Annotated in this window: 34 protein-coding genes; all 34 read right to left on the reverse strand. The window is 68.7% G+C overall.

What is annotated here, in order from left to right:
* Nucleotides 1–7: 7 nt before the first annotated feature.
* The 34 genes from truA to tuf all read right to left on the reverse strand — a co-directional run bounded on the left by truA (nucleotide 8) and on the right by tuf (nucleotide 20008).
* Nucleotides 8–841 (reverse strand): tRNA pseudouridine(38-40) synthase TruA, encoded by an 834-nt coding sequence (gene truA, locus A4R25_RS10475; protein WP_064446616.1) that lies wholly within the window; start codon nucleotides 839–841, stop codon nucleotides 8–10.
* Nucleotides 842–911: 70 nt separating this feature from the next.
* The gene (rplQ, locus tag A4R25_RS10480; protein ID WP_030501600.1) at nucleotides 912–1472 is read right to left on the reverse strand and encodes a 50S ribosomal protein L17; all 561 of its coding nucleotides are present in this window, start codon (nucleotides 1470–1472) and stop codon (nucleotides 912–914) included.
* A gap of 34 nt (nucleotides 1473–1506) precedes the next feature.
* A complete protein-coding gene (locus A4R25_RS10485; RefSeq protein ID WP_007073009.1) occupies nucleotides 1507–2529 on the reverse strand; it encodes a DNA-directed RNA polymerase subunit alpha in 1023 nt (340 codons plus the stop codon).
* A 95-nt stretch (nucleotides 2530–2624) separates the two neighbouring features.
* Nucleotides 2625–3251 (reverse strand): 30S ribosomal protein S4, encoded by a 627-nt coding sequence (rpsD, locus tag A4R25_RS10490; RefSeq protein WP_018784565.1) that lies wholly within the window; start codon nucleotides 3249–3251, stop codon nucleotides 2625–2627.
* 14 nt (nucleotides 3252–3265) lie between these two features.
* On the reverse strand, nucleotides 3266–3673 hold the full coding sequence (gene rpsK / locus A4R25_RS10495) for a 30S ribosomal protein S11 (RefSeq protein ID WP_013288613.1): 408 nt from the start codon (nucleotides 3671–3673) through the stop codon (nucleotides 3266–3268).
* A gap of 18 nt (nucleotides 3674–3691) precedes the next feature.
* Nucleotides 3692–4072 carry a 30S ribosomal protein S13 gene (gene rpsM / locus A4R25_RS10500; protein ID WP_013288614.1) on the reverse strand — a complete coding sequence of 127 codons (381 nt, stop codon included), beginning with the start codon at nucleotides 4070–4072 and terminating at the stop codon, nucleotides 3692–3694.
* Between the two features lie 210 nt (nucleotides 4073–4282).
* Complete coding sequence (rpmJ, locus tag A4R25_RS10505) at nucleotides 4283–4396, reverse strand: 50S ribosomal protein L36 (protein ID WP_012184307.1); 114 nt, start codon at nucleotides 4394–4396, stop codon at nucleotides 4283–4285.
* A gap of 92 nt (nucleotides 4397–4488) precedes the next feature.
* On the reverse strand, nucleotides 4489–4710 hold the full coding sequence (gene infA / locus A4R25_RS10510) for a translation initiation factor IF-1 (RefSeq protein ID WP_007073013.1): 222 nt from the start codon (nucleotides 4708–4710) through the stop codon (nucleotides 4489–4491).
* A 232-nt stretch (nucleotides 4711–4942) separates the two neighbouring features.
* A complete protein-coding gene (locus A4R25_RS10515; protein ID WP_043330929.1) occupies nucleotides 4943–5461 on the reverse strand; it encodes a DUF1707 domain-containing protein in 519 nt (172 codons plus the stop codon).
* 83 nt (nucleotides 5462–5544) lie between these two features.
* Nucleotides 5545–6399 (reverse strand): type I methionyl aminopeptidase, encoded by an 855-nt coding sequence (map, locus tag A4R25_RS10520; RefSeq protein ID WP_064446617.1) that lies wholly within the window; start codon nucleotides 6397–6399, stop codon nucleotides 5545–5547.
* Between the two features lie 97 nt (nucleotides 6400–6496).
* Entirely contained in the window at nucleotides 6497–7150 is a 654-nt protein-coding gene (locus A4R25_RS10525; protein WP_030501603.1) for an adenylate kinase, read from the reverse strand.
* Complete coding sequence (gene secY, locus A4R25_RS10530; RefSeq protein WP_043328244.1) at nucleotides 7151–8479, reverse strand: preprotein translocase subunit SecY; 1329 nt, start codon at nucleotides 8477–8479, stop codon at nucleotides 7151–7153.
* Nucleotides 8480–8717: 238 nt separating this feature from the next.
* Nucleotides 8718–9161, reverse strand: coding sequence for a 50S ribosomal protein L15 (gene rplO / locus A4R25_RS10535; RefSeq protein ID WP_018784561.1), 444 nt, complete (start codon nucleotides 9159–9161; stop codon nucleotides 8718–8720).
* Nucleotides 9161–9343, reverse strand: a complete 183-nt coding sequence (gene rpmD, locus A4R25_RS10540) for a 50S ribosomal protein L30 (RefSeq protein ID WP_013473693.1) — start codon at nucleotides 9341–9343, stop codon at nucleotides 9161–9163. The genes rplO and rpmD overlap by 1 nt, the downstream gene beginning before the upstream one ends.
* A complete protein-coding gene (gene rpsE / locus A4R25_RS10545) occupies nucleotides 9343–9957 on the reverse strand; it encodes a 30S ribosomal protein S5 (protein ID WP_013288621.1) in 615 nt (204 codons plus the stop codon). Before rpsE ends, rpmD begins: the two co-directional genes overlap by 1 nt.
* A gap of 33 nt (nucleotides 9958–9990) precedes the next feature.
* On the reverse strand, nucleotides 9991–10380 hold the full coding sequence (gene rplR, locus A4R25_RS10550) for a 50S ribosomal protein L18 (RefSeq protein ID WP_030501605.1): 390 nt from the start codon (nucleotides 10378–10380) through the stop codon (nucleotides 9991–9993).
* Between the two features lie 67 nt (nucleotides 10381–10447).
* Nucleotides 10448–10990, reverse strand: coding sequence for a 50S ribosomal protein L6 (gene rplF / locus A4R25_RS10555; protein WP_013288623.1), 543 nt, complete (start codon nucleotides 10988–10990; stop codon nucleotides 10448–10450).
* Between the two features lie 16 nt (nucleotides 10991–11006).
* The gene (rpsH, locus tag A4R25_RS10560) at nucleotides 11007–11414 is read right to left on the reverse strand and encodes a 30S ribosomal protein S8 (RefSeq protein WP_013288624.1); all 408 of its coding nucleotides are present in this window, start codon (nucleotides 11412–11414) and stop codon (nucleotides 11007–11009) included.
* A gap of 98 nt (nucleotides 11415–11512) precedes the next feature.
* Nucleotides 11513–11698: a type Z 30S ribosomal protein S14 gene (locus A4R25_RS10565; RefSeq protein ID WP_007073023.1), complete on the reverse strand. Its 186-nt coding sequence runs from the start codon at nucleotides 11696–11698 to the stop codon at nucleotides 11513–11515.
* A gap of 1 nt (nucleotide 11699) precedes the next feature.
* Nucleotides 11700–12269 (reverse strand): 50S ribosomal protein L5, encoded by a 570-nt coding sequence (gene rplE / locus A4R25_RS10570; protein ID WP_018784556.1) that lies wholly within the window; start codon nucleotides 12267–12269, stop codon nucleotides 11700–11702.
* Nucleotides 12269–12589 (reverse strand): 50S ribosomal protein L24, encoded by a 321-nt coding sequence (rplX, locus tag A4R25_RS10575; protein WP_013288626.1) that lies wholly within the window; start codon nucleotides 12587–12589, stop codon nucleotides 12269–12271. The genes rplE and rplX overlap by 1 nt, the downstream gene beginning before the upstream one ends.
* The gene (gene rplN / locus A4R25_RS10580) at nucleotides 12586–12954 is read right to left on the reverse strand and encodes a 50S ribosomal protein L14 (RefSeq protein ID WP_007073026.1); all 369 of its coding nucleotides are present in this window, start codon (nucleotides 12952–12954) and stop codon (nucleotides 12586–12588) included. Before rplN ends, rplX begins: the two co-directional genes overlap by 4 nt.
* Nucleotides 12955–13052: 98 nt before the next feature.
* The gene (rpsQ, locus tag A4R25_RS10585) at nucleotides 13053–13328 is read right to left on the reverse strand and encodes a 30S ribosomal protein S17 (protein WP_030501606.1); all 276 of its coding nucleotides are present in this window, start codon (nucleotides 13326–13328) and stop codon (nucleotides 13053–13055) included.
* Complete coding sequence (gene rpmC, locus A4R25_RS10590) at nucleotides 13325–13561, reverse strand: 50S ribosomal protein L29 (RefSeq protein ID WP_013288628.1); 237 nt, start codon at nucleotides 13559–13561, stop codon at nucleotides 13325–13327. Before rpmC ends, rpsQ begins: the two co-directional genes overlap by 4 nt.
* On the reverse strand, nucleotides 13561–13986 hold the full coding sequence (gene rplP, locus A4R25_RS10595) for a 50S ribosomal protein L16 (protein ID WP_007465292.1): 426 nt from the start codon (nucleotides 13984–13986) through the stop codon (nucleotides 13561–13563). The genes rpmC and rplP overlap by 1 nt, the downstream gene beginning before the upstream one ends.
* A gap of 3 nt (nucleotides 13987–13989) precedes the next feature.
* The gene (rpsC, locus tag A4R25_RS10600) at nucleotides 13990–14877 is read right to left on the reverse strand and encodes a 30S ribosomal protein S3 (RefSeq protein ID WP_013473694.1); all 888 of its coding nucleotides are present in this window, start codon (nucleotides 14875–14877) and stop codon (nucleotides 13990–13992) included.
* Nucleotides 14877–15326, reverse strand: coding sequence for a 50S ribosomal protein L22 (rplV, locus tag A4R25_RS10605; RefSeq protein ID WP_018784552.1), 450 nt, complete (start codon nucleotides 15324–15326; stop codon nucleotides 14877–14879). The genes rpsC and rplV overlap by 1 nt, the downstream gene beginning before the upstream one ends.
* A 40-nt stretch (nucleotides 15327–15366) precedes the next feature.
* Nucleotides 15367–15648, reverse strand: coding sequence for a 30S ribosomal protein S19 (rpsS, locus tag A4R25_RS10610; RefSeq protein ID WP_007073032.1), 282 nt, complete (start codon nucleotides 15646–15648; stop codon nucleotides 15367–15369).
* Between the two features lie 12 nt (nucleotides 15649–15660).
* Entirely contained in the window at nucleotides 15661–16500 is an 840-nt protein-coding gene (gene rplB, locus A4R25_RS10615) for a 50S ribosomal protein L2 (RefSeq protein ID WP_013288631.1), read from the reverse strand.
* Between the two features lie 12 nt (nucleotides 16501–16512).
* On the reverse strand, nucleotides 16513–16815 hold the full coding sequence (rplW, locus tag A4R25_RS10620) for a 50S ribosomal protein L23 (RefSeq protein ID WP_013288632.1): 303 nt from the start codon (nucleotides 16813–16815) through the stop codon (nucleotides 16513–16515).
* Nucleotides 16812–17477: a 50S ribosomal protein L4 gene (gene rplD, locus A4R25_RS10625; protein WP_013288633.1), complete on the reverse strand. Its 666-nt coding sequence runs from the start codon at nucleotides 17475–17477 to the stop codon at nucleotides 16812–16814. Before rplD ends, rplW begins: the two co-directional genes overlap by 4 nt.
* Nucleotides 17474–18139, reverse strand: coding sequence for a 50S ribosomal protein L3 (gene rplC / locus A4R25_RS10630; protein ID WP_030501609.1), 666 nt, complete (start codon nucleotides 18137–18139; stop codon nucleotides 17474–17476). Before rplC ends, rplD begins: the two co-directional genes overlap by 4 nt.
* 11 nt (nucleotides 18140–18150) lie before the next feature.
* Nucleotides 18151–18459: a 30S ribosomal protein S10 gene (gene rpsJ, locus A4R25_RS10635; RefSeq protein ID WP_007073037.1), complete on the reverse strand. Its 309-nt coding sequence runs from the start codon at nucleotides 18457–18459 to the stop codon at nucleotides 18151–18153.
* 355 nt (nucleotides 18460–18814) lie between these two features.
* Entirely contained in the window at nucleotides 18815–20008 is a 1194-nt protein-coding gene (tuf, locus tag A4R25_RS10640) for an elongation factor Tu (RefSeq protein WP_013288635.1), read from the reverse strand.
* Nucleotides 20009–20197 lie beyond the last annotated feature (189 nt).

Consider the following 20197-nt stretch of genomic DNA (forward strand, 5'->3'; position numbering starts at 1 on the left):
CCTCCGGTCAGCCCTCGGCCACCGGCACCCGCAACCGGCGGGTCAGATCGGCGCGGCGGGCGTACTCGGCCGGGTCGGCCGGGTAGCCCACAGCGACCAGGGCGAGGCCGTGCGCTGGCGCCACAGTCACCTCGCTGGAGCGCTCACGCCGGGTCAGCAGGCCGGCCGGCCACTGCACCGGCCGCCGCCCGTCCCCGGCCACCAGCATCGCCCCGACCAGGCTGCGCACCATGTTCTGGCAGAACGCGTCGGCCTGCACGGTGGCGACCAGGATCCCGTCCGGATCGCGCCGCCAGTCCAGCCGGGTCACCTCGCGCAGCGTGGTGGCGTTCTCCTTGCGCCGGCAGTACGCGGCGAAGTCGTGCTCGCCCACCAGCCCGGCCGCGGCCGCGTTCAGCGCCGCCAGGTCCAGCGGCTTCGGCCAGGCCAGGGTGTCCCGGCGGCGCAGCGGCTCGGCGCCCCACGGGGCGTCGGTGACCCGGTACTCGTACCGCCGGAACGTGGCCGAGAAGCGGGCGTCGAAGTCGGCCGGCACCTCGGTCATGGCGCGTACCCGCACATCCGGCGGGAGGAGCCGGGCCAGCCGGCGCAGCAGCCGCCCCTCGTGCTCCCGCCACACCCCGACGGGCAGGTCGAGGTGGCAGACCTGCCCGGTGGCGTGCACCCCGGCGTCGGTACGCCCGGCCACCGTCAGGCCGGTCGCCGTGCCCCCGCCGAGCACCAGGTCCAGCGTCTGCATGAGCACGCCGGCCACGGTGCGCCGGGTCGGCTGGGGCGCCCAGCCGGAGAAGTCCGTGCCGTCGTACGAGACGTCCAGCCGCAGCCGGATCCGCTCGTCCACCTCGTACCTCCTGTCGACGGCGACGGGCCCGGCACCCCCGAGGGGATGCCGGGCCCGGTCGAGCCTGATCTCAGGCCTTGTCGTTCTCGGTGGCCTCGTCGCTGTCCTCGCGGGCGGCGGCGGTGTCACCCGACGCGGAGACCGGGGCCTCGGCGTCCTGGTCTCCCTCGCTGGAGCGCGGCTTCTCCTCGGCCGGGGCCAGGGCCTCGACCTTGTCCTGCTGCGCGGCCTTGCGGGCGGCGGTCTTCTTGTTCGCCTTCGGCTCGGCGACCTGAAGCTCCTCCACCAGCTCGATGATCGCCATCGGAGCGGCGTCACCCTTGCGCGGACCGGTCTTCACGATCCGGGTGTAGCCACCGTTGCGGTTGGCGTACCGGGGCGCGATCTGGTCGAACAGGGCGTAGACCACGTCCTTGTCCTTGACGACGCCCAGCACCCGGCGACGCGAGGCGAGGTCGCCGCGCTTGGCCTTGGTGATGAGCTGCTCGGCCAGCGGACGCAGCCGCCGGGCCTTCGTCTCGGTGGTCTGGATCTTGCCGTGCTGGAACAGCGCGGTGGCCAGGTTGGCCAGCATCAGCCGCTCGTGCGCGGGGCTGCCGCCGAGGCGGGGGCCCTTGGTGGGCGTGGGCATGCTTGGTGCTCCTCAGGTGTGGCGGCAGCGCGGACTAGAGCTGCTCGGTCTCGCGGTAGTCGTCGGTGTCGTAGTCCGCCTCACCGAAGGCGTCCACGACGTGCGCCGGGTCGAAGTTCGGAGCCGAGTCCTTCAGCCCCAGGCCCATCCCGGCGAGCTTCATCTTGACCTCGTCGATCGACTTCTGGCCGAAGTTGCGGATGTCGAGGAGGTCGGCCTCGGTACGCCCGATGAGCTCACCAACGGAGTTGATGCCCTCGCGCTTGAGGCAGTTGTAGGAGCGGACGGTCAGGTCCAGCTCCTCGATCGGCAGGGCCAGGTCGGCCGCCAGCTGGGCGTCCTGCGGGGACGGCCCGATGTCGATGCCCTCAGCGGTCTCGTCCAGCTCACGGGCGAGCCCGAACAGCTCCACCAGCGTCGAGCCGGCCGAGGCCAGCGCGGTACGCGGGCCCATCGACGGCTTGGTCTCGACGTCGATGATCAGCCGGTCGAAGTCGGTCCGCTGCTCGACACGGGTCGCCTCGACCCGGTACGTCACCTTGAGCACCGGCGAGTAGATCGAGTCGACCGGGATCCGGCCGATCTCGGCGCCCGCCTGCTTGTTCTGCGCCGCGGTGACGTAGCCGCGACCCCGCTCGACGGTCAGCTCCATGTCGAGCCGGCCCTTGCCGTTGAGGGTGGCGAGCTTCAGGTCCGGGTTGTGCACCGAGACACCGGCCGGGGGCTGGATGTCACCGGCGGTCACGTCGCCCGGGCCCTGCTTGCGCAGGTACATGCTGACCGGCTCGTCGTGCTCGGAGCTGACGCACAGCTCCTTGATGTTCATGACGAGCTCGACCACGTCCTCCTTGACCCCGGGGATCGTGGTGAACTCGTGCAGCACACCGTCGATCTTGATCGAGGTGACCGCCGCACCGGGGATGGAGGACAGCAGCGTACGCCGCAGCGAGTTGCCCAGCGTGTAGCCGAAGCCGGGCTCCAGCGGCTCGATGGTGAACCGGGAGCGGGTCTCGTTGATCGACTCTTCGGAGAGAGACGGTCGCTGGCTGATGAGCATCTTTTCTCTTCTCTTCCGGGGCGCCCGCTATTTGACGCCCACGACACAACTGTTCCGGTGGCCCGCCCCGGAGGACGGGCCACCGCAACGAGCCCTTACTTGGAGTAGAGCTCGACGATCAGCTGCTCCTGGACCTGGGTGTCGATCACCTGGCGGGCCGGGAGCGAGTGCACGAGGATCTTCAGCTGGCTCGGGATCGCCTCCAGCCACGCCGGAACGGTCCGCGAGCCGGCCTCACCCTGCGCCACGAGGAACGGGGTGAGCTCCTTGCTCTTGGCACGCACCTCGACGATGTCGTGCTCCTTGACGCGGTACGACGGGATGTCGACCTTCTTGCCGTTCACCGTGAAGTGGCCGTGCTTGACCAGCTGGCGGGCCATGTCCCGGGACTTGGCATAGCCGGCCCGGTAGACCACGTTGTCCAGCCGCGACTCGAGGATCTGCAGCAGGACCTCGCCGGTCTTGGCCTCCTTGCTCACGGCCTCTTCGTAGTAGCCGCGGAACTGCTTCTCCAGCACGCCGTAGACACGACGGGCCTTCTGCTTCTCACGAAGCTGGAGCAGGTACTCCGTCTCCTTCGTGCGGCCGCGGCCGTGCTGCCCGGGCGGGAACGGCCGGGACTCGAACGGGCACTTCGGGCCATCGCACTTGCTGCCCTTGAGGAACAGCTTCATCTTCTCCCGCCGGCAACGGCGGCAGTCAGCACCGGTGTAACGAGCCATCTCTCTCTAACCTCTCAGACCCGGCGACGCTTCGGCGGACGGCACCCGTTGTGCGGCTGCGGCGTGACGTCGGAGATCTGCCCGACCTCGAGGCCCACTGCCTGCAGCGAACGGATGGCGGTCTCCCGGCCGGAGCCGGGGCCCTTGACGAACACGTCGACCTTGCGCATGCCGTGCTCCATCGCGCGGCGCGCGGCGGCCTCGGCGGCGAGCTGCGCGGCGAACGGAGTCGACTTGCGGGAGCCCTTGAAGCCGACCTGGCCGGAGGAGGCCCAGGAGATGACCGCACCGGTCGGGTCCGTGATGGACACGATGGTGTTGTTGAAGGTGCTCTTGATGTGCGCCTGCCCGTGGGCGACGTTCTTGCGTTCCTTGCGCCGGACCTTCTTGACGGCGGCTCCGGCACGAGCCTTCGGTGGCATAAGTCTGTGCGCTCCTAGTTACTTCTTGCCGGGCTTCTTCTTGCCGGCCACGGTCCGCTTCGGGCCCTTCCGGGTCCGCGCGTTGGTCTTCGTGCGCTGGCCACGCACGGGCAGACCGCGGCGGTGCCGGATACCGGCGTAGCAGCCGATCTCGACCTTGCGGCGGATGTCAGCGGCGACCTCGCGGCGCAGGTCGCCTTCAACCTTGTAGTTGCCCTCGATGTGGTTCCGGAGCTCGACGAGCTCCTCGTCCGTGAGGTCCCGAACGCGCTTGTCCGGCGAGATGCCGGTCGCGGCGAGCGTCTCCAGGGCGCGGGTGCGACCGACCCCGAAGATGTAGGTGAGCGCGATCTCCATCCGCTTCTCGCGGGGGAGATCCACGCCGACTAGACGTGCCATGTGCGGGCGTACTCCTCGTGATGTTGTGGCGGAGGTGTGGACCCGTCCCACCCCGCTACCCGACCCTCCCTGTCCTTCCGGCGACGAACGCCGGCGACCGGGACGGGTCGCTGCCCGAGCGGGCCCCGGCCTCCGACCGGGGGTCAACCACGAGGGGGTACGCGCTGCGCGCCCGACCGCGGCTGGGACGAGTTGGTGATGTGTGGGGCGTCAGCCCTGGCGCTGCTTGTGGCGCGGGTCGGTGCAGATGACCATGACCCGGCCGTGCCGGCGGATCACCCGGCACTTGTTGCAGATCCTCTTGACGCTCGGCTTGACCTTCACGGTTGCCTTACTTCCCATCTGGCCCGGAGGCGCGACGCAGCGCGACCCGGACGTCGAAGACGGACACGGGAACGTCCCGGCCGCCGTCAGGCTTACTTGTAGCGGTAGACGATGCGCCCGCGGGTCAGGTCGTACGGCGAGAGTTCGACGACGACCCGGTCCTCCGGCAGGATGCGGATGTAGTGCTGCCGCATCTTGCCGCTGATGTGAGCCAGCACCTTGTGACCGTTCGCGAGCTCCACCCGGAACATGGCGTTCGGCAGGGGCTCGATGACCCGACCCTCGATCTCGATGGCTCCGTCTTTTTTCGGCATGTCCTCCGCTGTCCTGACGTCGGTTACTCCGGACGGCCCACAACGTCTTACACGGGAGAACTGACCAAGATCAGGAAACCCGCGCCAGCCGCGGCTCCGACTCCCACCGAAGCGCAGGGTGGGCATGGCGGAGTGGACGCTGTGCGCCGATCTGAAAGTGTACGCCGACCCGCGCGCGCTCGCCAAACCGACCGGCGGGACCGTCACCCGCAGGGCGTGAATATGACACAGCTCACGTCTCCGGCAGCTCCCGCTTCGCCCGGCGGCGCGCCTCCCGCTCGACCTGCTTGCGCCGCCGGCGCTCCGCGTCCTTCTCCGGCGCGCCGTGCGCCAGCCCCTGGATCGTCTGGTAGAGCACCACGGCGCCCCACGGGCCGAGCACCCAGATCGGCCAGTAGTCGTCGAACTCGCCCTCACCCAGTTGGGAGACGAACCAGATCGCGGTGAGGATCAGGGCCACCTTCAGCCAGGGCCCCCACACCCCCAGCAGCCAGACGCTGCGCGTGCTCACGGCCGCCTGGTCCCGATCAACCGCCGGGCTCTTCCCGGCCGTGCGCGGAGCCGGCAGCGAAGTCTCCGCCGGCCGGGAACCGGGCAGGTCGGTCAGCAGCTCGTCCAGCTCGCCGTAGGTCTTCGCCCCGTACGCCCGGCGCAGCCGCTCGTCGTACTCGTTCAGGTCGAGCCGGCCCTCGTTCAGCGCCGCCCGGAGACGATCCGCGGTGGCCTCCCGGTCCGCGTCGGCCGCCCGCATCCGGTTGCGCTCATCCATGGGAGCAAGCATGTCATCCGGCCGCCAGGCCCGCAGCACGGCGCCCGGGACGGGCGTGCGCCCGCTCAGACCGCCGGAGAGTCGACAGACGTCTGCCGGGCGGTCACCAGTTCGCCCAGGCGCCCCCGTCCGCCGTCCTCGGCGGTCAGCACCCACACGCCGTCGTCCAGCAGCGCCATCGAGTGCTCCACGTGCACCGCCATGGAGCCGTCCCGGGTCACCACGGTCCAGCCGTCGGCCAGCTCGACCGTACGCGGCGAACCCATGGTGATCATCGGCTCGATGGCGAGCGCCAGGCCCGGCACCAGACGCGGCCCCTTGCCGGGGCGCCCGTGGTTGAGCACGTGCGGGTCCTGGTGCATCTCGGTGCCGATGCCGTGACCGCCGTAGCCGTCGACGATGCCGTACCGGCCGCCCTTGCGGACCGCGCTCTCGACCGCGTGGGAGATGTCGGTGAGCCGGCCCTTGCCCGAGGCCGCCCCGCGCGCCGCCGCCGCGATCCCGGCCCACATCGCGTCCTCGGCCACCGCCGTCATCCTCAGCAGCGCCGGGTCGACCTCGCCGACCGGCACCGTGACGGCCGCGTCGCCGTGCCAGCCGTCCAGCACCGCGCCGCAGTCGATCGAGATCAGGTCACCCTCGCGCAGCACCTGCTGCGGCGACGGGATGGCGTGCACCACCTGCTGGTTGACCGAGGAGCAGATCGACGCCGGGAAGCCGTGGTAGCCCTTGAAGGACGGCACCGCGCCGGCCTCGCGGATCGTCGACTCGGCGATCGCGTCCAGGTCTGCCGTCGACACGCCCGGCGCCACCGCTTCCCGCATCCGGCGCAGGGCACGGGCGACGACCAGACCGGCGGCCCGCATCAGCTCGATCTGCTCGGGGGTCTTCAGCTGGATGTCCAGCTGGTGACGGCGCATGGTGGTGGTTACCTTTCGTCGCGCGTACGCGGAGCAGCGGGGCACGTCGCACGTACCCCGCTGTTCGCACTCTATCCGCCGGGTGGCGGGTGGGACCTCAGCCGCCGTACGAGCGCAGCGCGTCGATGGCGCGGACGGTGACGTCCTCCACCGGACCGGTCGCGTCGATGCCGACCAGCTTGCCCTGGGCGCCGTAGTAGTCGACCAGCGGCGCGGTCTTCTCGGCGTACTCGCGCAGCCGGGCGGCGATGGTCTCCGGCTTGTCGTCGTCCCGCTGGAACAGCTCCGCGCCGCAGCGGTCGCAGATGCCCTCCCGGCTGGTCGCGTCGAACTCGACGTGCCAGATCTTGCCGCAGCCCCGGCAGGTGCGCCGGCCGGACAGCCGCCGGATCACCTCGTCGTCGTCGACGACCAGTTCCAGGACCAGGTCCAGCGCGGTGCCGAGGTCGGCGAGGAGCTTGTCCAGCGCGGCGGCCTGCGGCGTGGTCCGCGGGAAGCCGTCGAGCAGGAAGCCCTCGCTCGCGTCCGGCTCGGCGAGCCGGTCACGCACCATGTTGATGGTGACCTCGTCCGGGACCAGCTTGCCGGCGTCCATGTACCGCTTGGCCTCGACTCCCAGGGGCGTGCCCTGGGAGACGTTCGCCCGGAAGATGTCACCGGTCGAGATCTTCGGCACCGAGAGGTGAGCGGCGATGAACTCCGCCTGTGTGCCTTTGCCCGCGCCCGGCGGGCCAACCAGAACGAGTCGCATCTACCGCAGGAACCCTTCGTAGTTCCGCTGCATGAGTTGGCTTTCGATCTGCTTCACGGTCTCCAGACCGACGCCAACCATGATCAGCACAGCGGTGCCGCCGAACGGGAAGTTCTGGAACTGCTGGTTGTCCAGCCAGATGAAGAAGAAGTTCGGCAGGATCGCGACGATGCCCAGGTAGAGCGCGCCCGGCAGGGTGATCCGGCTGAGGATGAAGTCGAGGTACTCGGCGGTCGGCTTGCCGGGGCGGATACCCGGCACGAAGCCGCCGTACTTCTTCATGTTGTCCGCGACCTCGGTCGGGTTGAACGTGATCGACACGTAGAAGTACGTGAAGAAGATGATCAGCAGGAAGTAGATCGCGATGTGCTCCGGCGCGCTCGCCTTCACGATGTGGTTCTGGATCCACGCCTGGACCTTGCCCGGGTCGTTCTGATCGAAGAACTGGAGCGCGAGCTGCGGCAGGTAGAGCAGCGACGAGGCGAAGATGACCGGGATGACGCCGGCCTGGTTCACCTTCAGCGGAATGTAGGTCGAGGTGCCGCCGTACATCCGCCGGCCGATCATGCGCTTGGCGTACTGCACCGGGATGCGGCGCTGCGCCTGCTCGATGAACGTGACAGCGGTGATGACCACCAGCACCAGGGCGATGACGAGGAGGAACATCCCCCAGCCCTTGGTGGTCTTGATCTTCCAGCCCTCACTGGGGAGCCGGGCCGCGATCGAGGTGAAGATCAGCACGGACATGCCGTTGCCGACGCCCCGGTCGGTGATCAGCTCGCCGAGCCACATCACCACGCCGGTGCCGGCGGTCATGGTCATGACCAGGATCGTCAGCGTCAGCCAGTCCGGGATGCCGGTGCCGCGGGGCACGATCGGGAACTGGTCGCACTGGTTGTTGAACAGCTGCCCGGAGCGGGCCAGCGCCACGAACGCCGAGGCCTGCAGAACGCCCAGACCCAGCGTCAGGTAGCGGGTGTACTGCGTGATCTTGGCCTGCCCGGCCTGGCCCTCCTTGCGGAGCTGCTCCAGGCGCGGGATCACCACCGTCAGCAGCTGCAGGATGATCGACGCGGTGATGTAGGGCATGATGCCCAGCGCGAAGACCGAGAGCTGGAGCAGCGCGCCACCGGAGAAGAGATCCAGCAGGTTGAGCACGCCGGTGCTGCCACCCTGGATGGTGTCGAGACACTTCTGCACGTTGCCGTACGAGACGCCTGGGCTGGGCATCGTGGCGCCCAGCCGGTAGACCGCGATGATGCCTACTGTGAACAGCAGCTTCTTGCGCAGGTCAGGCGTACGGAACGCACTGAGAAAGGCGGACAGCAACTTCTTCCTCCTGCGCGACGCGGGCCGCCGGTGACGAATCCTGGCGGGGCGGGGTGGTGTGGCCGGGCGGCGTGCCCGGATTCCATGGCTGGGAACGGACTCTAACAGTCCGATCCCCCTCCGGGCAGATGTGCCCGGCTACATAAAACGAATCCGATGTTACCCGGCGCACACGTGGCCGGTAGACCATGGCGCCCGCCCAGTTGCGAACAACTGAGCGGGCGCCATGAACATCGCCTTACAGCTCGGTGACCGAGCCACCGGCGGCGGTGATCTTCTCCTTGGCCGACGCGCTGAACGCGTGCGCCGAGACCTGGAGAGACACGCCACCGAGGTCGCCGGTGCCGAGCACCTTGACCGGGTGACCCTTGCGGACCGCGCCGGCCTCGACCAGCTCGACCGGGCCGACCTGGCCGCCGTTCGGGAACAGCTCGGCCAGCCGGTCCAGGTTGACCACCTGGAACACGACCTTGAACTTGTTCTTGAAGCCCTTCATCTTCGGCAGGCGCATGTGGATGGGCATCTGCCCACCCTCGAACGCCGGCGAGATGTTCTTCCGGGCCTTCGAACCCTTGGTACCGCGACCGGCGGTCTTGCCCTTCGAGCCCTCACCGCGACCCACGCGGGTCTTGTCGGTCTTGGCACCCGGAGCCGGACGCAGGTGGTGCACCTTGATCGTCATTACTCGACCTCCTCGACCTTCACGAGGTGGTTGACCGTGAAGATCATGCCGCGGATCTCCGGCCGGTCCTCCTTGACCACCACGTCGTTGATCCGCTTGAGACCGAGCGAACGCAGCGAGTCACGCTGGTTCTTCTTGGTCCCGATCTCGGACCGGACCTGGGTGACCTTCAGGCGTGCCATCAGGACGCCACCCCCGCCCGCGACGCCAGCATGGCGGCCGGCGCGACGTCCTCGACCGGCAGACCACGACGGGCCGCGACCTGCTCCGGGGACTCGAGCCCCTTCAGGGCCGCCACCGTGGCGTGCACGATGTTGATCGGGTTGGACGAGCCGAGGCTCTTGGAGAGCACGTCGTGGATGCCCGCGCACTCCAGCACGGCACGCACCGGACCACCGGCGATGACACCCGTACCGGCGGAGGCCGGCTTGAGCAGCACCACACCGGCCGCGTCCTCGCCCGTGACCGGGTGCGGGATCGACTGACCGATCCGCGGCACCTTGAAGAAGTGCTTCTTGGCCTCCTCGACACCCTTGGCGATCGCCGCGGGCACCTCCTTGGCCTTTCCGTAGCCCACACCGACGGTGCCGTCGCCGTCGCCCACGATCACCAGGGCGGTGAAGCTGAAGCGACGACCACCCTTCACGACCTTGGCGACGCGGTTGATCGCGACGACCCGCTCGAGGTGCGGGGTCTTCTCGACGGGCGCGTTTCCGCGGCCGCCCTCACGGCGGTTGTCGCGGCGACCACCCTCGTTGCCACCGGACCCGCCGCCACGGCGCTGTTGACCTGGCATCAGCAGCCTTCCTTCTCTCTCGTGACGGGGTTTCTAGAACTCGAGCCCGGCTTCGCGGGCGGCGTCGGCAAGCGCGGCGACACGCCCCGCGTACCGGTTGCCACCGCGGTCGAAGACGACCTTCGAGACGCCGGCGGCCTTGGCGCGCTCGGCGAGCAGGGCGCCGACCTTGCCGGCCAGGGCGCTCTTGTCGCCCTCGGCGCCGCGCAGCGAGGCGTCCATGGTCGAGGCCGACGCCAGGGTGTGACCCTTGGTGTCGTCCACGACCTGGGCCACCATGTGCCGCAGGGAGCGGGTGACGACGAGGCGGGGACGCTCGGCGGTGCCGCTGACGTTCTTGCGGACCCGGAAGTGCCGACGCGCACGCCCGACGGCACGCTTGGCGGCGACGCCGCGGCGGCGCTTGAGCAGCGTGGCGCTCACTTCTTACCTGCCTTTCTCACGGCCTCACGGCCGGCGGACGACCTCGCCCGGGTGTTGATGGCCGCGGTCACTTCTTGCCCGCCTTACCAGCCTTGCGGCGGATGACCTCGCCCTGGTACTTCACGCCCTTGCCCTTGTAGGGCTCCGGCGGGCGGATCTTCCGGATGTTGGCGGCGACCTCACCGACCTGCTGCTTGTCGATGCCGGCCACGTGGAACAGCGTCGGCTTCTCGACCGTGAAGGTGATGCCCTCCGGCGCCGGCACGAGGACCGGGTGCGAGAACCCGAGCGCGAACTCCAGGTCCTTGCCCTTGGCGGTCACGCGGTAACCGGTGCCGGCGATCTCCAGGCTCTTGCGGTAGCCCTCGGTCACGCCGACGATCATGTTGGCCACCAGCGTCCGGCTCAGGCCGTGCAGCTCCTTGGCCTTGCGCTCGTCGTTGGGCCGGTTGACGTGCAGCTCGCCGTCCTCGCCCCGCTCCGCCGTGATCGGCTCGGCCAGCACGTGGCTCAGTTCGCCCTTGGGGCCCTTGACCTTGACGGTCCGGCCGTCGATCGTGATGTCGACGCCGGCAGGCACCGGGATCGACTTACGTCCAATACGCGACATTTCTACCTGTCTCCCGTTACCAGACGAAGGCGAGGACTTCCCCGCCAACGCTCCGCTTGCGGGCCTGCCGGTCGGTGAGCAGCCCCTGGGACGTCGAAATGATCGCCACGCCCAGCCCGCCGAGCACCCGCGGGAGCCCGTCCGACTTGGCGTACACCCGGAGACCGGGCTTGGACACGCGCTTGATGCCGGCCAGGCTCCGCTCGCGGTTCTGGCCGTACTTCAGCTCGACGACCAGTCGCTTGCCGACGGCGCCCTCCTCGGGCTCCTCGACCGACCAGGTGGCGATGTAACCCTCGGCCTTGAGGACCTCGGCGATGTTCGCCTTGATCTTCGAGTAGGGCATCGTCACCCGGTCGTGGTACGCCTGGTTGGCGTTACGCAGACGCGTGAGCATGTCTGCGATCGGGTCGGTCATCGTCATGAAAACTCGTCAACCTTTCTCGCCGGGGTTCCCCGGGCCAGGCCCGGGGCCTACGGCGAAGAGACAGTTCAGCTGACGCGCCGGAGCGCGCCGGGCTATTACCAGGAAGCCTTGGACACGCCGGGCAGCTCACCGCGGTGGGCCATCTCCCGGATGCACACCCGGCAGAGACCGAACTTGCGGTAGACCGCCTTCGGACGCCCGCACCGCTGGCAGCGGGTGTACGCGCGAACCGAGAACTTCGGCTTCGCGGCCGCCTTGAGGATCAGCGCCTTCTTGGCCATCTCAGTTCTCCTTGAACGGGAAGCCCAGGAGCTTGAGCAGCGCCCGGCCCTCGTCGTCGGTCGTGGCGGTCGTGACCACCGTGATGTCCATGCCCCGCTGGCGATCGATCTTGTCCTGATCGATCTCGTGGAACACCGACTGCTCGGTCAGGCCGAACGTGTAGTTGCCGTGCCCGTCGAGCTTGCGCCCGTCCAGGCCGCGGAAGTCGCGGATACGCGGCAGCGCGATCGAGAGCAGCCGGTCCAGGAACTCCCACATCCGGTCGCCGCGGAGGGTGACCTTCGCGCCGATCGGCATGCCCTCGCGGAGCTTGAACTGCGCGATGGACTTGGTGGCCCGCCGGACCTGCGGCTTCTGGCCGGTGATGGTGGCCAGGTCGCGAACGGCCCCGTCGATCAGCTTGGCGTCGCGAGCAGCCTCGCCGACACCCATGTTGACGACGATCTTGACCAGCCGCGGCACCTGCATCGGGTTGGCGAACTCGAACTGCTTCTGCAGCTCGGCCACCACCTCGTTGCGGTACCGCTCCTTGAGGCGCGGCAGGGTCTTGGTTTCGGTAGCCGTGGTCATCAGAGGTCCTTACCGGTGCTACGCGCGATGCGGACCTTCTGGCCGTTGTCGTCGATCCGGTAGCCGACGCGGGTCGGCTTGCCGTCGGAGTCCAGGACCATCACGTTCGAGACGTGGATCGGGGCCTCCTGGGTGACGATGCCACCGGTCTTGGCGCCACGCTGGGTGGTGCTGATACGGGTGTGCTTCTTGACCCGGTTCACGCCCTCGACCAGGACCTTGTCCTGCCGCGGGTAGGCCGCGATGACCTTGCCCTTGGCACCCTTGTCCTTGCCGGCGATGACGACGACCGTGTCGCCCTTCTTGACCTTCACGGTCACAACACCTCCGGCGCGAGAGAGATGATCTTCATGAACCGCTTGTCCCGCAGCTCCCGGCCGACCGGGCCGAAGATACGGGTACCGCGCGGGTCCCCACCGTCCTTGATGATGACGGCGGCGTTCTCGTCGAAGCGGATGTACGACCCGTCCGGCCGCCGCTTCTCCTTGGCGGTCCGAACGACGACAGCCTTGACGACGTCGCCCTTCTTCACACCGGCACCGGGGATCGCGTCCTTGACGGTCGCCACGATGACGTCGCCGATGCTCGCGTAGCGCCGACCGGAGCCGCCGAGCACCCGGATGCACAGGATCTCCCGGGCACCCGTGTTGTCGGCGACGCGCAGTCGCGACTCCTGCTGAATCACGTCTATCTCCTATGTCTGCCGGTTCTCCGGCCGCTCGGGGCGGCCGGAGCCTGGCGGAACCTGCGCCCGACCGAGACCCGGCCGAGCTCGAGCCTTCGCTACTTGGCCTTCTCGAGGATCTCCACGAGCCGCCAGCGCTTGGTGGCGGACAGCGGCCGGGTCTCCATGATCAGGACCCGGTCGCCGATGCCGGCCGAGTTCTGCTCGTCGTGCACCTTCAGCTTGCTCGTCCGGCGCATGATCTTGCCGTACAGCGCGTGCTTGACGCGGTCCTCGACCTCGACCACGACGGTCTTGTCCATCTTGTCGCTGACCACGAGGCCCTCGCGAACCTTGCGGCGGGCCCGCGCGGGGGCGGTGGTGTTCTCACTCATGATGCAGTCACCTCAGTCGGCGCGGCCGAGAGACCCAGCTCACGCTCACGCATGATCGTGTAGATCCGGGCGATCTCCCGACGGATGACCTGCAGCCGCCGGTTGTTGTCCAGCTGCCCGGTTGCGGCCTGCACGCGGAGGTTGAACAGCTCCGCCTTAGCCTCGCGCAACTTCGTGACCAGCTCCTCCTCGGAGAGCTCACGCAGCTCGGAGGGCTTGACGCCCGCTGCCATCAGGATTCACCCACTTCGCGCGTAACAATGCGGCACTTCATCGGGAGCTTGTGGATCGCGCGACGCATCGCCTCTCGCGCGATCTGCTCGTTGGGGAAGGACATCTCGAAGAGAACCCGCCCCGGCTTCACGTTGGCGACCCACCACTCGGGCGAACCCTTACCGGAACCCATCCGGGTCTCGGCCGGCTTCTTGGTGAGGGCCTGGTCCGGGAAGATCGTGATCCAGACCTTGCCGCCACGCTTGATGTGACGGGTCATCGCGATACGCGCCGACTCGATCTGGCGGTTGGTCACGTACGCCGGCTCGAGAGCCTGGATCCCGAACTCGCCGAACACCACCCGGTTACCACCCTTGGACGCGCCGCTGCGGTCCGGGTGGTGCGGCTTGCGGAAGCCCTTCGGGGGCTTGCGCGGCATCAGCATCTGTCAGCCCTCCTGCTGCGTTTCTGCCGGCTGGTTACCGACCGGAGCCGAGGCGGCTGCGGCGACAGCGCTGCTGTCGACCGGCTCACCGGCCGGCGTCTCCGCCTGCTGCGCGATGGTGGTCGCGGCAGCCCGGCCGGCCTCGGTGCCACCGGCGGTCGTACCGGACGAGCCCGAGCGGCCACGGCGCGGCCGGTCCGGCCGGTCGCCACGGTCGCGGCGCGGGCCGCGCGACGGGGCGGCCTCGGCCGGGGCCTCGCGGCCCGGGACGGCGTCGCCCTTGTAGATCCAGACCTTCACGCCGATCCGGCCGAAGGTGGTACGGGCCTCGAAGAAGCCGTACTCGATGTTGGCCCGCAGCGTGTGCAGCGGAACCCGGCCCTCGCGGTAGAACTCGGTCCGGCTCATCTCGGCGCCGCCGAGACGGCCCGAGACCTGAACCCGGATGCCCTTGCAGGCGGGGTTCTTCATCGCGGACTGCATCGCCTTGCGCATGGCCCGACGGAAGCTGACCCGGCTGGACAGCTGCTCGGCAACGCCCTGGGCGACCAGCTGCGCGTCCGACTCGGGGTTCTTGACCTCGATGATGTTCAGCTGGACCTGCTTGCCGGTGAGCTTCTCCAGCTCGCCGCGGATCCGGTCGGCCTCCGCACCCTTACGGCCGATGACGATGCCCGGCCGGGCGGTGTGGATGTCGACGCGGACCCGGTCCCGGGTGCGCTCGATGTCGACCTTGGAGATGCCGGCGCGCTCGAGGCCCTTGGACATCATGCGGCGGATCTTGACGTCCTCGCCGATGTAGTCCTTGTAGAGCTTGTCCGCGAACCAGCGGGACTTCCAGTCGGTCGAGATGCCGAGCCGGAACCCGGTCGGGTGAACCTTCTGACCCATTACTCGGCACCCTCCGTCGTGCTCTGCTCCTCGGCGGCCGGCTTGGCCGGAGCGGCCTTCTTCGCCGACTTCTTCGGCGCGGCCGGCGCGACCGCCTCGACCGCCACGGTGATGTGGCAGGTGCGCTTGCGGATCCGGTACGCCCGGCCCTGCGCACGCGGCCGGAACCGCTTCATGGTCGGGCCCTCGTCGACGAACGCCTCACTGACGAGCAGCGCGTCGGGGTCCAGCCGCTCGTTGTTCTCCGCGTTGGCGATCGCGCTCGCGAGCACCTTGTACACCTGCTCGCTCGCAGCCTGCGGCGCGAACTGCAGCACCGTGAGCGCCTCCTTCGCGGGCAGGCCGCGGACGAGGTTGACCACCCGGCGCGCCTTCATCGGCGAGATGCGCACGTGCCGCGCAACCGCCCGCGCGCCCGGAAGCACCGGAGCGTCGCCCTTTCCTGGCATCGCTGTAACCCCTTGTTCCTCTATCCGTATGCCCGCGGCGTCAGCGCCGGCGGCTCTTCCGGTCGTCCTTCTCGTGACCCTTGAACGTGCGGGTCAGCGCGAACTCGCCGAGCTTGTGCCCGACCATGGCCTCGGTCACGAAGACCGGGACGTGCTTGCGTCCGTCGTGCACGGCGATCGTGTGACCCAGCATCTCCGGGATGATCGTCGAGCGGCGCGACCAGGTCTTGATCACGTTCTTCGAGCCCTTGTCGTTCTGCGTCTCCACCTTCTTGAGCAGGTGGTCGTCGACGAACGGGCCCTTCTTCAGGCTGCGAGGCATGTCTTATCTCCCTCAGCCGCGCTTACGCGTGGCGTAGCGGCGGCGGACGATCAGCCGGTCGCTCGGCTGGCCCTTACGACGGGTGCGGCCCTCGGGCTTACCCTGCGGGTTGACCGGGTGGCGACCACCGGAGGTCTTACCCTCACCACCACCGTGCGGGTGGTCGACCGGGTTCATCGCGACACCACGGACGGTCGGGCGCTTGCCCTTCCACCGCATACGGCCGGCCTTACCCCAGTTGATGTTCGACTGGTCGGCGTTGCCGATCTCGCCGATGCTGGCGCGGCAGCGCACGTCCACACGCCGGATCTCACCGGACGGCATACGCAGGGTCGCGTACGCGCCCTCACGGCCGAGCAGCTGGATGCCGACGCCGGCCGAGCGGGCCAGCTTGGCGCCGCCACCCGGACGCAGCTCCACGTTGTGGATGGTGGTACCGACCGGGATGTTGCGCAGCGGCAGGTTGTTGCCCGGCTTGATGTCGGCGCCCGGACCGGACTCGACGCGGTCGCCCTGCTTCAGGTCCTTCGGCGCGATGATGTAGCGCTTCTCGCCGTCGGCGTAGTGCAGCAGCGCGATGCGCGCGGTGCGGTTCGGGTCGTACTCGATGTGGGCGACCTTCGCCGGCACGCCGTCCTTGTCGACCCGCTTGAAGTCGATCAGACGGTACTGGCGCTTGTGACCGCCGCCGTGGTGCCGCGTGGTGATCCGGCCGTGGGCGTTGCGTCCGCCCTTCTTCGGCAGCGGAGCCAGCAGCGACTTCTCGGGCGTCGACCGGGTGATCTCGGCGAAGTCGGCAACGCTCGAGCCACGCCGGCCCGGCGTCGTCGGCTTGTACTTACGGATAGCCATTGTCTACACCCCTCAGCTGACCGGGCCGCCGAAGGCCTCGATACGGTCACCGTCAGCCAGCTTCACCATCGCGCGCTTGGTGTCCTTGCGCTTGCCGAACCCGGTACGGGTCCGCTTGCGCTTGCCCTCGCGGTTGAGCGTGTTGACCGTCAGGACGCGGACGTTGAAGATCTGCTGGATAGCGATCTTGATCTCGGTCTTGTTGGCGTCCGGGTGCACCAGGAAGGTGTACCAGTTGCGGTTCAGCTCGCTGTAGCTCTTCTCCGAGACGACCGGCGCGACGATGACGTCACGCGGATCGGCGATCGTGCTCACTTGCCATCCTCCTCGGTGGTCTCGGCGGGAACGCCCAGGAACTCGTCCAGGGCCTCCTTGGTGAAGACCACGTCGTCGGCCACCAGCACGTCGTAGGTGTTGAGCTGGCCGGCCTCGATCAGGTGCACCCGGCTGTCCCGCGCGTTGCGCAGGTTCCGCAGCGACACCCAGTTCAGCTCGTCGGTGCTGCTCAGCACGACCAGGACCCGACGGGCCTGGGTCAGCTTGGTCAGCGTGGCCAGGGCCGCCTTGGTGGACGGCTTCTCGCCCGAGACGAACGCCTCGACGACGTGCACCTGGCCGGCGCGGGCCCGGTCGGAGAGGGCGCCACGCAGGGCGGCGGCCTTCATCTTCTTCGGGGTGCGCTGGCTGTAGTCGCGCGGCACCGGGCCGTGGACCACGCCACCGCCGGCGAACTGCGGCGCGCGGGTCGAGCCCTGGCGGGCACGACCGGTGCCCTTCTGCTTGTACGGCTTCTTGCCTCCACCGGAGACCTCGCCGCGGGTCTTCGTCTTGTGCGTGCCCTGGCGGGCCGCCGCGAGCTGGGCCACCACGACCTGGTGCATCAGGGCGATGTTGGCCTGCGCGTCGAAGATGTCGGCCGGCAGCTCCACGGAGCCGCTCTTGGCGCCTTCGACGTTGATCACGTCAACGGTGGTCACTTGGCCGCACCGCCCTTCTTCACCTTCGCCTTGGCCGCGGTGCGGACCAGGACCAGCGCGCCCTTCGGGCCAGGGATGGCGCCGCGGACGAGCAGGAGGTTGTTCTCGGTGTCGACCGCCTGGACGGTCAGGTTCTGGACGGTGTAGCGCACGCCACCCATCCGGCCCGCCATCCGGGTGCCCTTGAAGACGCGACCCGGGGTCGCGCAGGCGCCGATCGAGCCGGGCGAGCGGTGCTTGCGCTCGACACCGTGGCTGGCGCGCAGACCGTGGAAGCCGTGCCGCTTCATCGGGCCGGCGTAGCCCTTGCCCTTGGTCTTGCCGGTCACGTCGATCACGGCGCCGGCCGGGAACTCCTCGACCGTGACCTCCTGGCCGGGCGCGTAGTCCGCGGCGTCGGAGGTGCGCAGCTCGACGATGTGCCGGCGCGGCGCGACGTCCGCCTTGGCGTAGTGCCCGGCGATCGGCTTCTTGACCTTGCGCGGGTCGATGACCCCGTACGCCAGCTGGACCGCGGAGTAGCCGTCCTTGTCGGCGCTACGAACCTGGCTCACGACGCACGGGCCGGCCTGAACCACGGTCACGGGCACAACCTTGTTGTTGTCCCAGACCTGGGTCATGCCGAGCTTGGCGCCCAGGATCCCCTTGACTTGCCTGTCCATTTGTCCGGTCCCTACAGCTTGATCTCGATGTCGACGCCAGCCGGCAGGTCGAGGCGCATGAGCGAGTCGACCGTCTTCGGGGTCGGGTCGATGATGTCGATCAGACGCTTGTGCGTACGCATCTCGAAGTGCTCGCGCGAGTCCTTGTACTTGTGCGGCGAGCGGATGACGCAGAAACGGTTGATCTCCGTGGGCAGCGGCACCGGGCCAGCGACCTGCGCCCCGGTACGCGTCACCGTCTCGACGATCTTCCGAGCCGAGGAGTCGACGACCTCGTGGTCATAGGCCTTGAGCCGGATGCGGATCTTCTGTCCCGCCATGGTGGCTTCTGTTCCTTCTCTCGATGCCGCTGTGTTGCGGGCGCCTGTACCGGCTGGCACAGGCCCACTTCCGCCGACCCCCGCGGTCGGGCGTGTCGCGCCCGTGGGCCAGGCTCCGCCCCGGGACTCCGGAGCGATTCTCTGACCACGCGGTGGGTCATGGCGCCGATCGCGGGGGCCGCGACCTGGACGCCGCGCGAGGGTGGTTGACCGCCGATGGCGATCAACCACCCTACGCGAGACAGTCTGACTCCCGGAGGTCCAGCGTTAACCGGACGCAGGCGACCGACTGTCGTTACGCAACCTGACTAGTATGCCGCACGACCGGCGGCGACGCTAATCGGGGTTACCCAGCTCACTTGATGATCTTGGTGACGCGACCCGCGCCGACCGTACGACCACCCTCGCGGATCGCGAACTTCAGGTTCTCCTCCATGGCGATGGGCTGGATCAGCTTCACCGTCATCGAGGTGTTGTCGCCCGGCATGACCATCTCGGTGCCCTCGGGCAGCGTGACGACGCCGGTGACGTCCGTGGTCCGGAAGTAGAACTGCGGGCGGTAGTTCTGGAAGAACGGGGTGTGCCGGCCGCCCTCCTCCTTGGAGAGGATGTAGACCGTCGCCTCGAACTCCGTGTGCGGGGTCGTGGTGCCCGGCTTGATGACGACCATGCCGCGCTCGACGTCCTCGCGCTTGATGCCGCGCAGCAGCAGACCGACGTTCTCACCCGCGCGGGCCTCGTCGAGCAGCTTGCGGAACATCTCGATGCCGGTGCAGGTGGTCTTCATCGACTTCTCACGGATGCCGACGATCTCCACCTCCTCGTTCGGCTTGAGGATGCCGCGCTCGGCGCGACCGGTCACCACGGTGCCGCGACCGGTGATCGTGAAGACGTCCTCGATGGGCATGAGGAACGGCTTCTCGGTCTCGCGCTCCGGCTGCGGGATCGCGGTGTCCACGGCGTTCATCAGGTCCAGGAGCTTCCCGGTCCACTCCGGGTCACCCTCCAGGGCCTTCAGCGCCGAGACCCGGACGACCGGCAGGTCGTCACCCGGGTACTCCTGCGAGGAGAGCAGCTCACGGACCTCGAGCTCGACGAGCTCCAGGAGCTCCTCGTCGTCGACCATGTCGCTCTTGTTGAGCGCCACGACGATGTACGGCACACCGACCTGACGGGCCAGCAGCACGTGCTCGCGGGTCTGCGGCATCGGGCCGTCGGTCGCCGCCACCACCAGGATCGCGCCGTCCATCTGCGCGGCACCGGTGATCATGTTCTTGATGTAGTCGGCGTGACCGGGGCAGTCGACGTGCGCGTAGTGACGCGCCTCGGTCTGGTACTCGACGTGCGCGATGGAGATCGTGATGCCGCGGGCCTTCTCCTCCGGCGCCTTGTCGATCTCGTCGAACGGCGTGTACGGGTTCAGGTCCGGGTACTGGTCGTGCAGGACCTTGGTGATGGCCGCCGTCAGCGTCGTCTTACCGTGGTCGATGTGACCAATGGTGCCGATGTTGACGTGCGGCTTAGTCCGCTCGAACTTCGCCTTCGCCACTGGTGTCCTCCTGTGGACTTTCTTGGTTCGTTCGCCCCGGCGCGCCGTTCGGCGCTTAGGACTCTGTCGACAGCCTTTCCGGCCGGAAGGCCGGAGAGCTTTTGTGGGTTCTGCGGCGATGAAGCCTACAGGCCCGGTCTCACGCAATCCGATCGAGGTGGCCGCGGGCGGGAGAACCCTCCCGCGACC

Origin of the sequence: Micromonospora sp. NBRC 110037 (assembly GCF_001652995.1) — a bacterium.
GTDB lineage: Bacteria > Actinomycetota > Actinomycetes > Mycobacteriales > Micromonosporaceae > Micromonospora > Micromonospora chalcea.

What these genes read in the sequence shown, in the direction of transcription:
- rplQ (WP_030501600.1), bottom strand. Translation starts at nt 1,472, where the DNA reads ATGCCCACGCCCACCAAGGGCCCCCGCCTCGGCGGCAGCCCCGCGCAC.
- A4R25_RS10485 (WP_007073009.1), bottom strand. Translation starts at nt 2,529, where the DNA reads ATGCTCATCAGCCAGCGACCGTCTCTCTCCGAAGAGTCGATCAACGAG.
- rpsD (WP_018784565.1), bottom strand. Translation starts at nt 3,251, where the DNA reads ATGGCTCGTTACACCGGTGCTGACTGCCGCCGTTGCCGGCGGGAGAAG.
- rpsK (WP_013288613.1), bottom strand. Translation starts at nt 3,673, where the DNA reads ATGCCACCGAAGGCTCGTGCCGGAGCCGCCGTCAAGAAGGTCCGGCGC.
- rpsM (WP_013288614.1), bottom strand. Translation starts at nt 4,072, where the DNA reads ATGGCACGTCTAGTCGGCGTGGATCTCCCCCGCGAGAAGCGGATGGAG.
- infA (WP_007073013.1), bottom strand. Translation starts at nt 4,710, where the DNA reads ATGCCGAAAAAAGACGGAGCCATCGAGATCGAGGGTCGGGTCATCGAG.
- A4R25_RS10515 (WP_043330929.1), bottom strand. Translation starts at nt 5,461, where the DNA reads ATGCGGGCGGCCGACGCGGACCGGGAGGCCACCGCGGATCGTCTCCGG.
- map (WP_064446617.1), bottom strand. Translation starts at nt 6,399, where the DNA reads ATGCGCCGTCACCAGCTGGACATCCAGCTGAAGACCCCCGAGCAGATC.
- A4R25_RS10525 (WP_030501603.1), bottom strand. Translation starts at nt 7,150, where the DNA reads ATGCGACTCGTTCTGGTTGGCCCGCCGGGCGCGGGCAAAGGCACACAG.
- rplO (WP_018784561.1), bottom strand. Translation starts at nt 9,161, where the DNA reads ATGACGATCAAGGTGCACCACCTGCGTCCGGCTCCGGGTGCCAAGACC.
- rpmD (WP_013473693.1), bottom strand. Translation starts at nt 9,343, where the DNA reads ATGGCACGCCTGAAGGTCACCCAGGTCCGGTCCGAGATCGGGACCAAG.
- rpsE (WP_013288621.1), bottom strand. Translation starts at nt 9,957, where the DNA reads ATGCCAGGTCAACAGCGCCGTGGCGGCGGGTCCGGTGGCAACGAGGGT.
- rplF (WP_013288623.1), bottom strand. Translation starts at nt 10,990, where the DNA reads ATGTCGCGTATTGGACGTAAGTCGATCCCGGTGCCTGCCGGCGTCGAC.
- rpsH (WP_013288624.1), bottom strand. Translation starts at nt 11,414, where the DNA reads ATGACGATGACCGACCCGATCGCAGACATGCTCACGCGTCTGCGTAAC.
- A4R25_RS10565 (WP_007073023.1), bottom strand. Translation starts at nt 11,698, where the DNA reads ATGGCCAAGAAGGCGCTGATCCTCAAGGCGGCCGCGAAGCCGAAGTTC.
- rplE (WP_018784556.1), bottom strand. Translation starts at nt 12,269, where the DNA reads ATGACCACGGCTACCGAAACCAAGACCCTGCCGCGCCTCAAGGAGCGG.
- rpsQ (WP_030501606.1), bottom strand. Translation starts at nt 13,328, where the DNA reads ATGAGTGAGAACACCACCGCCCCCGCGCGGGCCCGCCGCAAGGTTCGC.
- rpmC (WP_013288628.1), bottom strand. Translation starts at nt 13,561, where the DNA reads ATGGCAGCGGGCGTCAAGCCCTCCGAGCTGCGTGAGCTCTCCGAGGAG.
- rplP (WP_007465292.1), bottom strand. Translation starts at nt 13,986, where the DNA reads ATGCTGATGCCGCGCAAGCCCCCGAAGGGCTTCCGCAAGCCGCACCAC.
- rpsC (WP_013473694.1), bottom strand. Translation starts at nt 14,877, where the DNA reads ATGGGTCAGAAGGTTCACCCGACCGGGTTCCGGCTCGGCATCTCGACC.
- rplV (WP_018784552.1), bottom strand. Translation starts at nt 15,326, where the DNA reads ATGCCAGGAAAGGGCGACGCTCCGGTGCTTCCGGGCGCGCGGGCGGTT.
- rpsS (WP_007073032.1), bottom strand. Translation starts at nt 15,648, where the DNA reads ATGCCTCGCAGCCTGAAGAAGGGCCCGTTCGTCGACGACCACCTGCTC.
- rplB (WP_013288631.1), bottom strand. Translation starts at nt 16,500, where the DNA reads ATGGCTATCCGTAAGTACAAGCCGACGACGCCGGGCCGGCGTGGCTCG.
- rplC (WP_030501609.1), bottom strand. Translation starts at nt 18,139, where the DNA reads ATGGACAGGCAAGTCAAGGGGATCCTGGGCGCCAAGCTCGGCATGACC.
- rpsJ (WP_007073037.1), bottom strand. Translation starts at nt 18,459, where the DNA reads ATGGCGGGACAGAAGATCCGCATCCGGCTCAAGGCCTATGACCACGAG.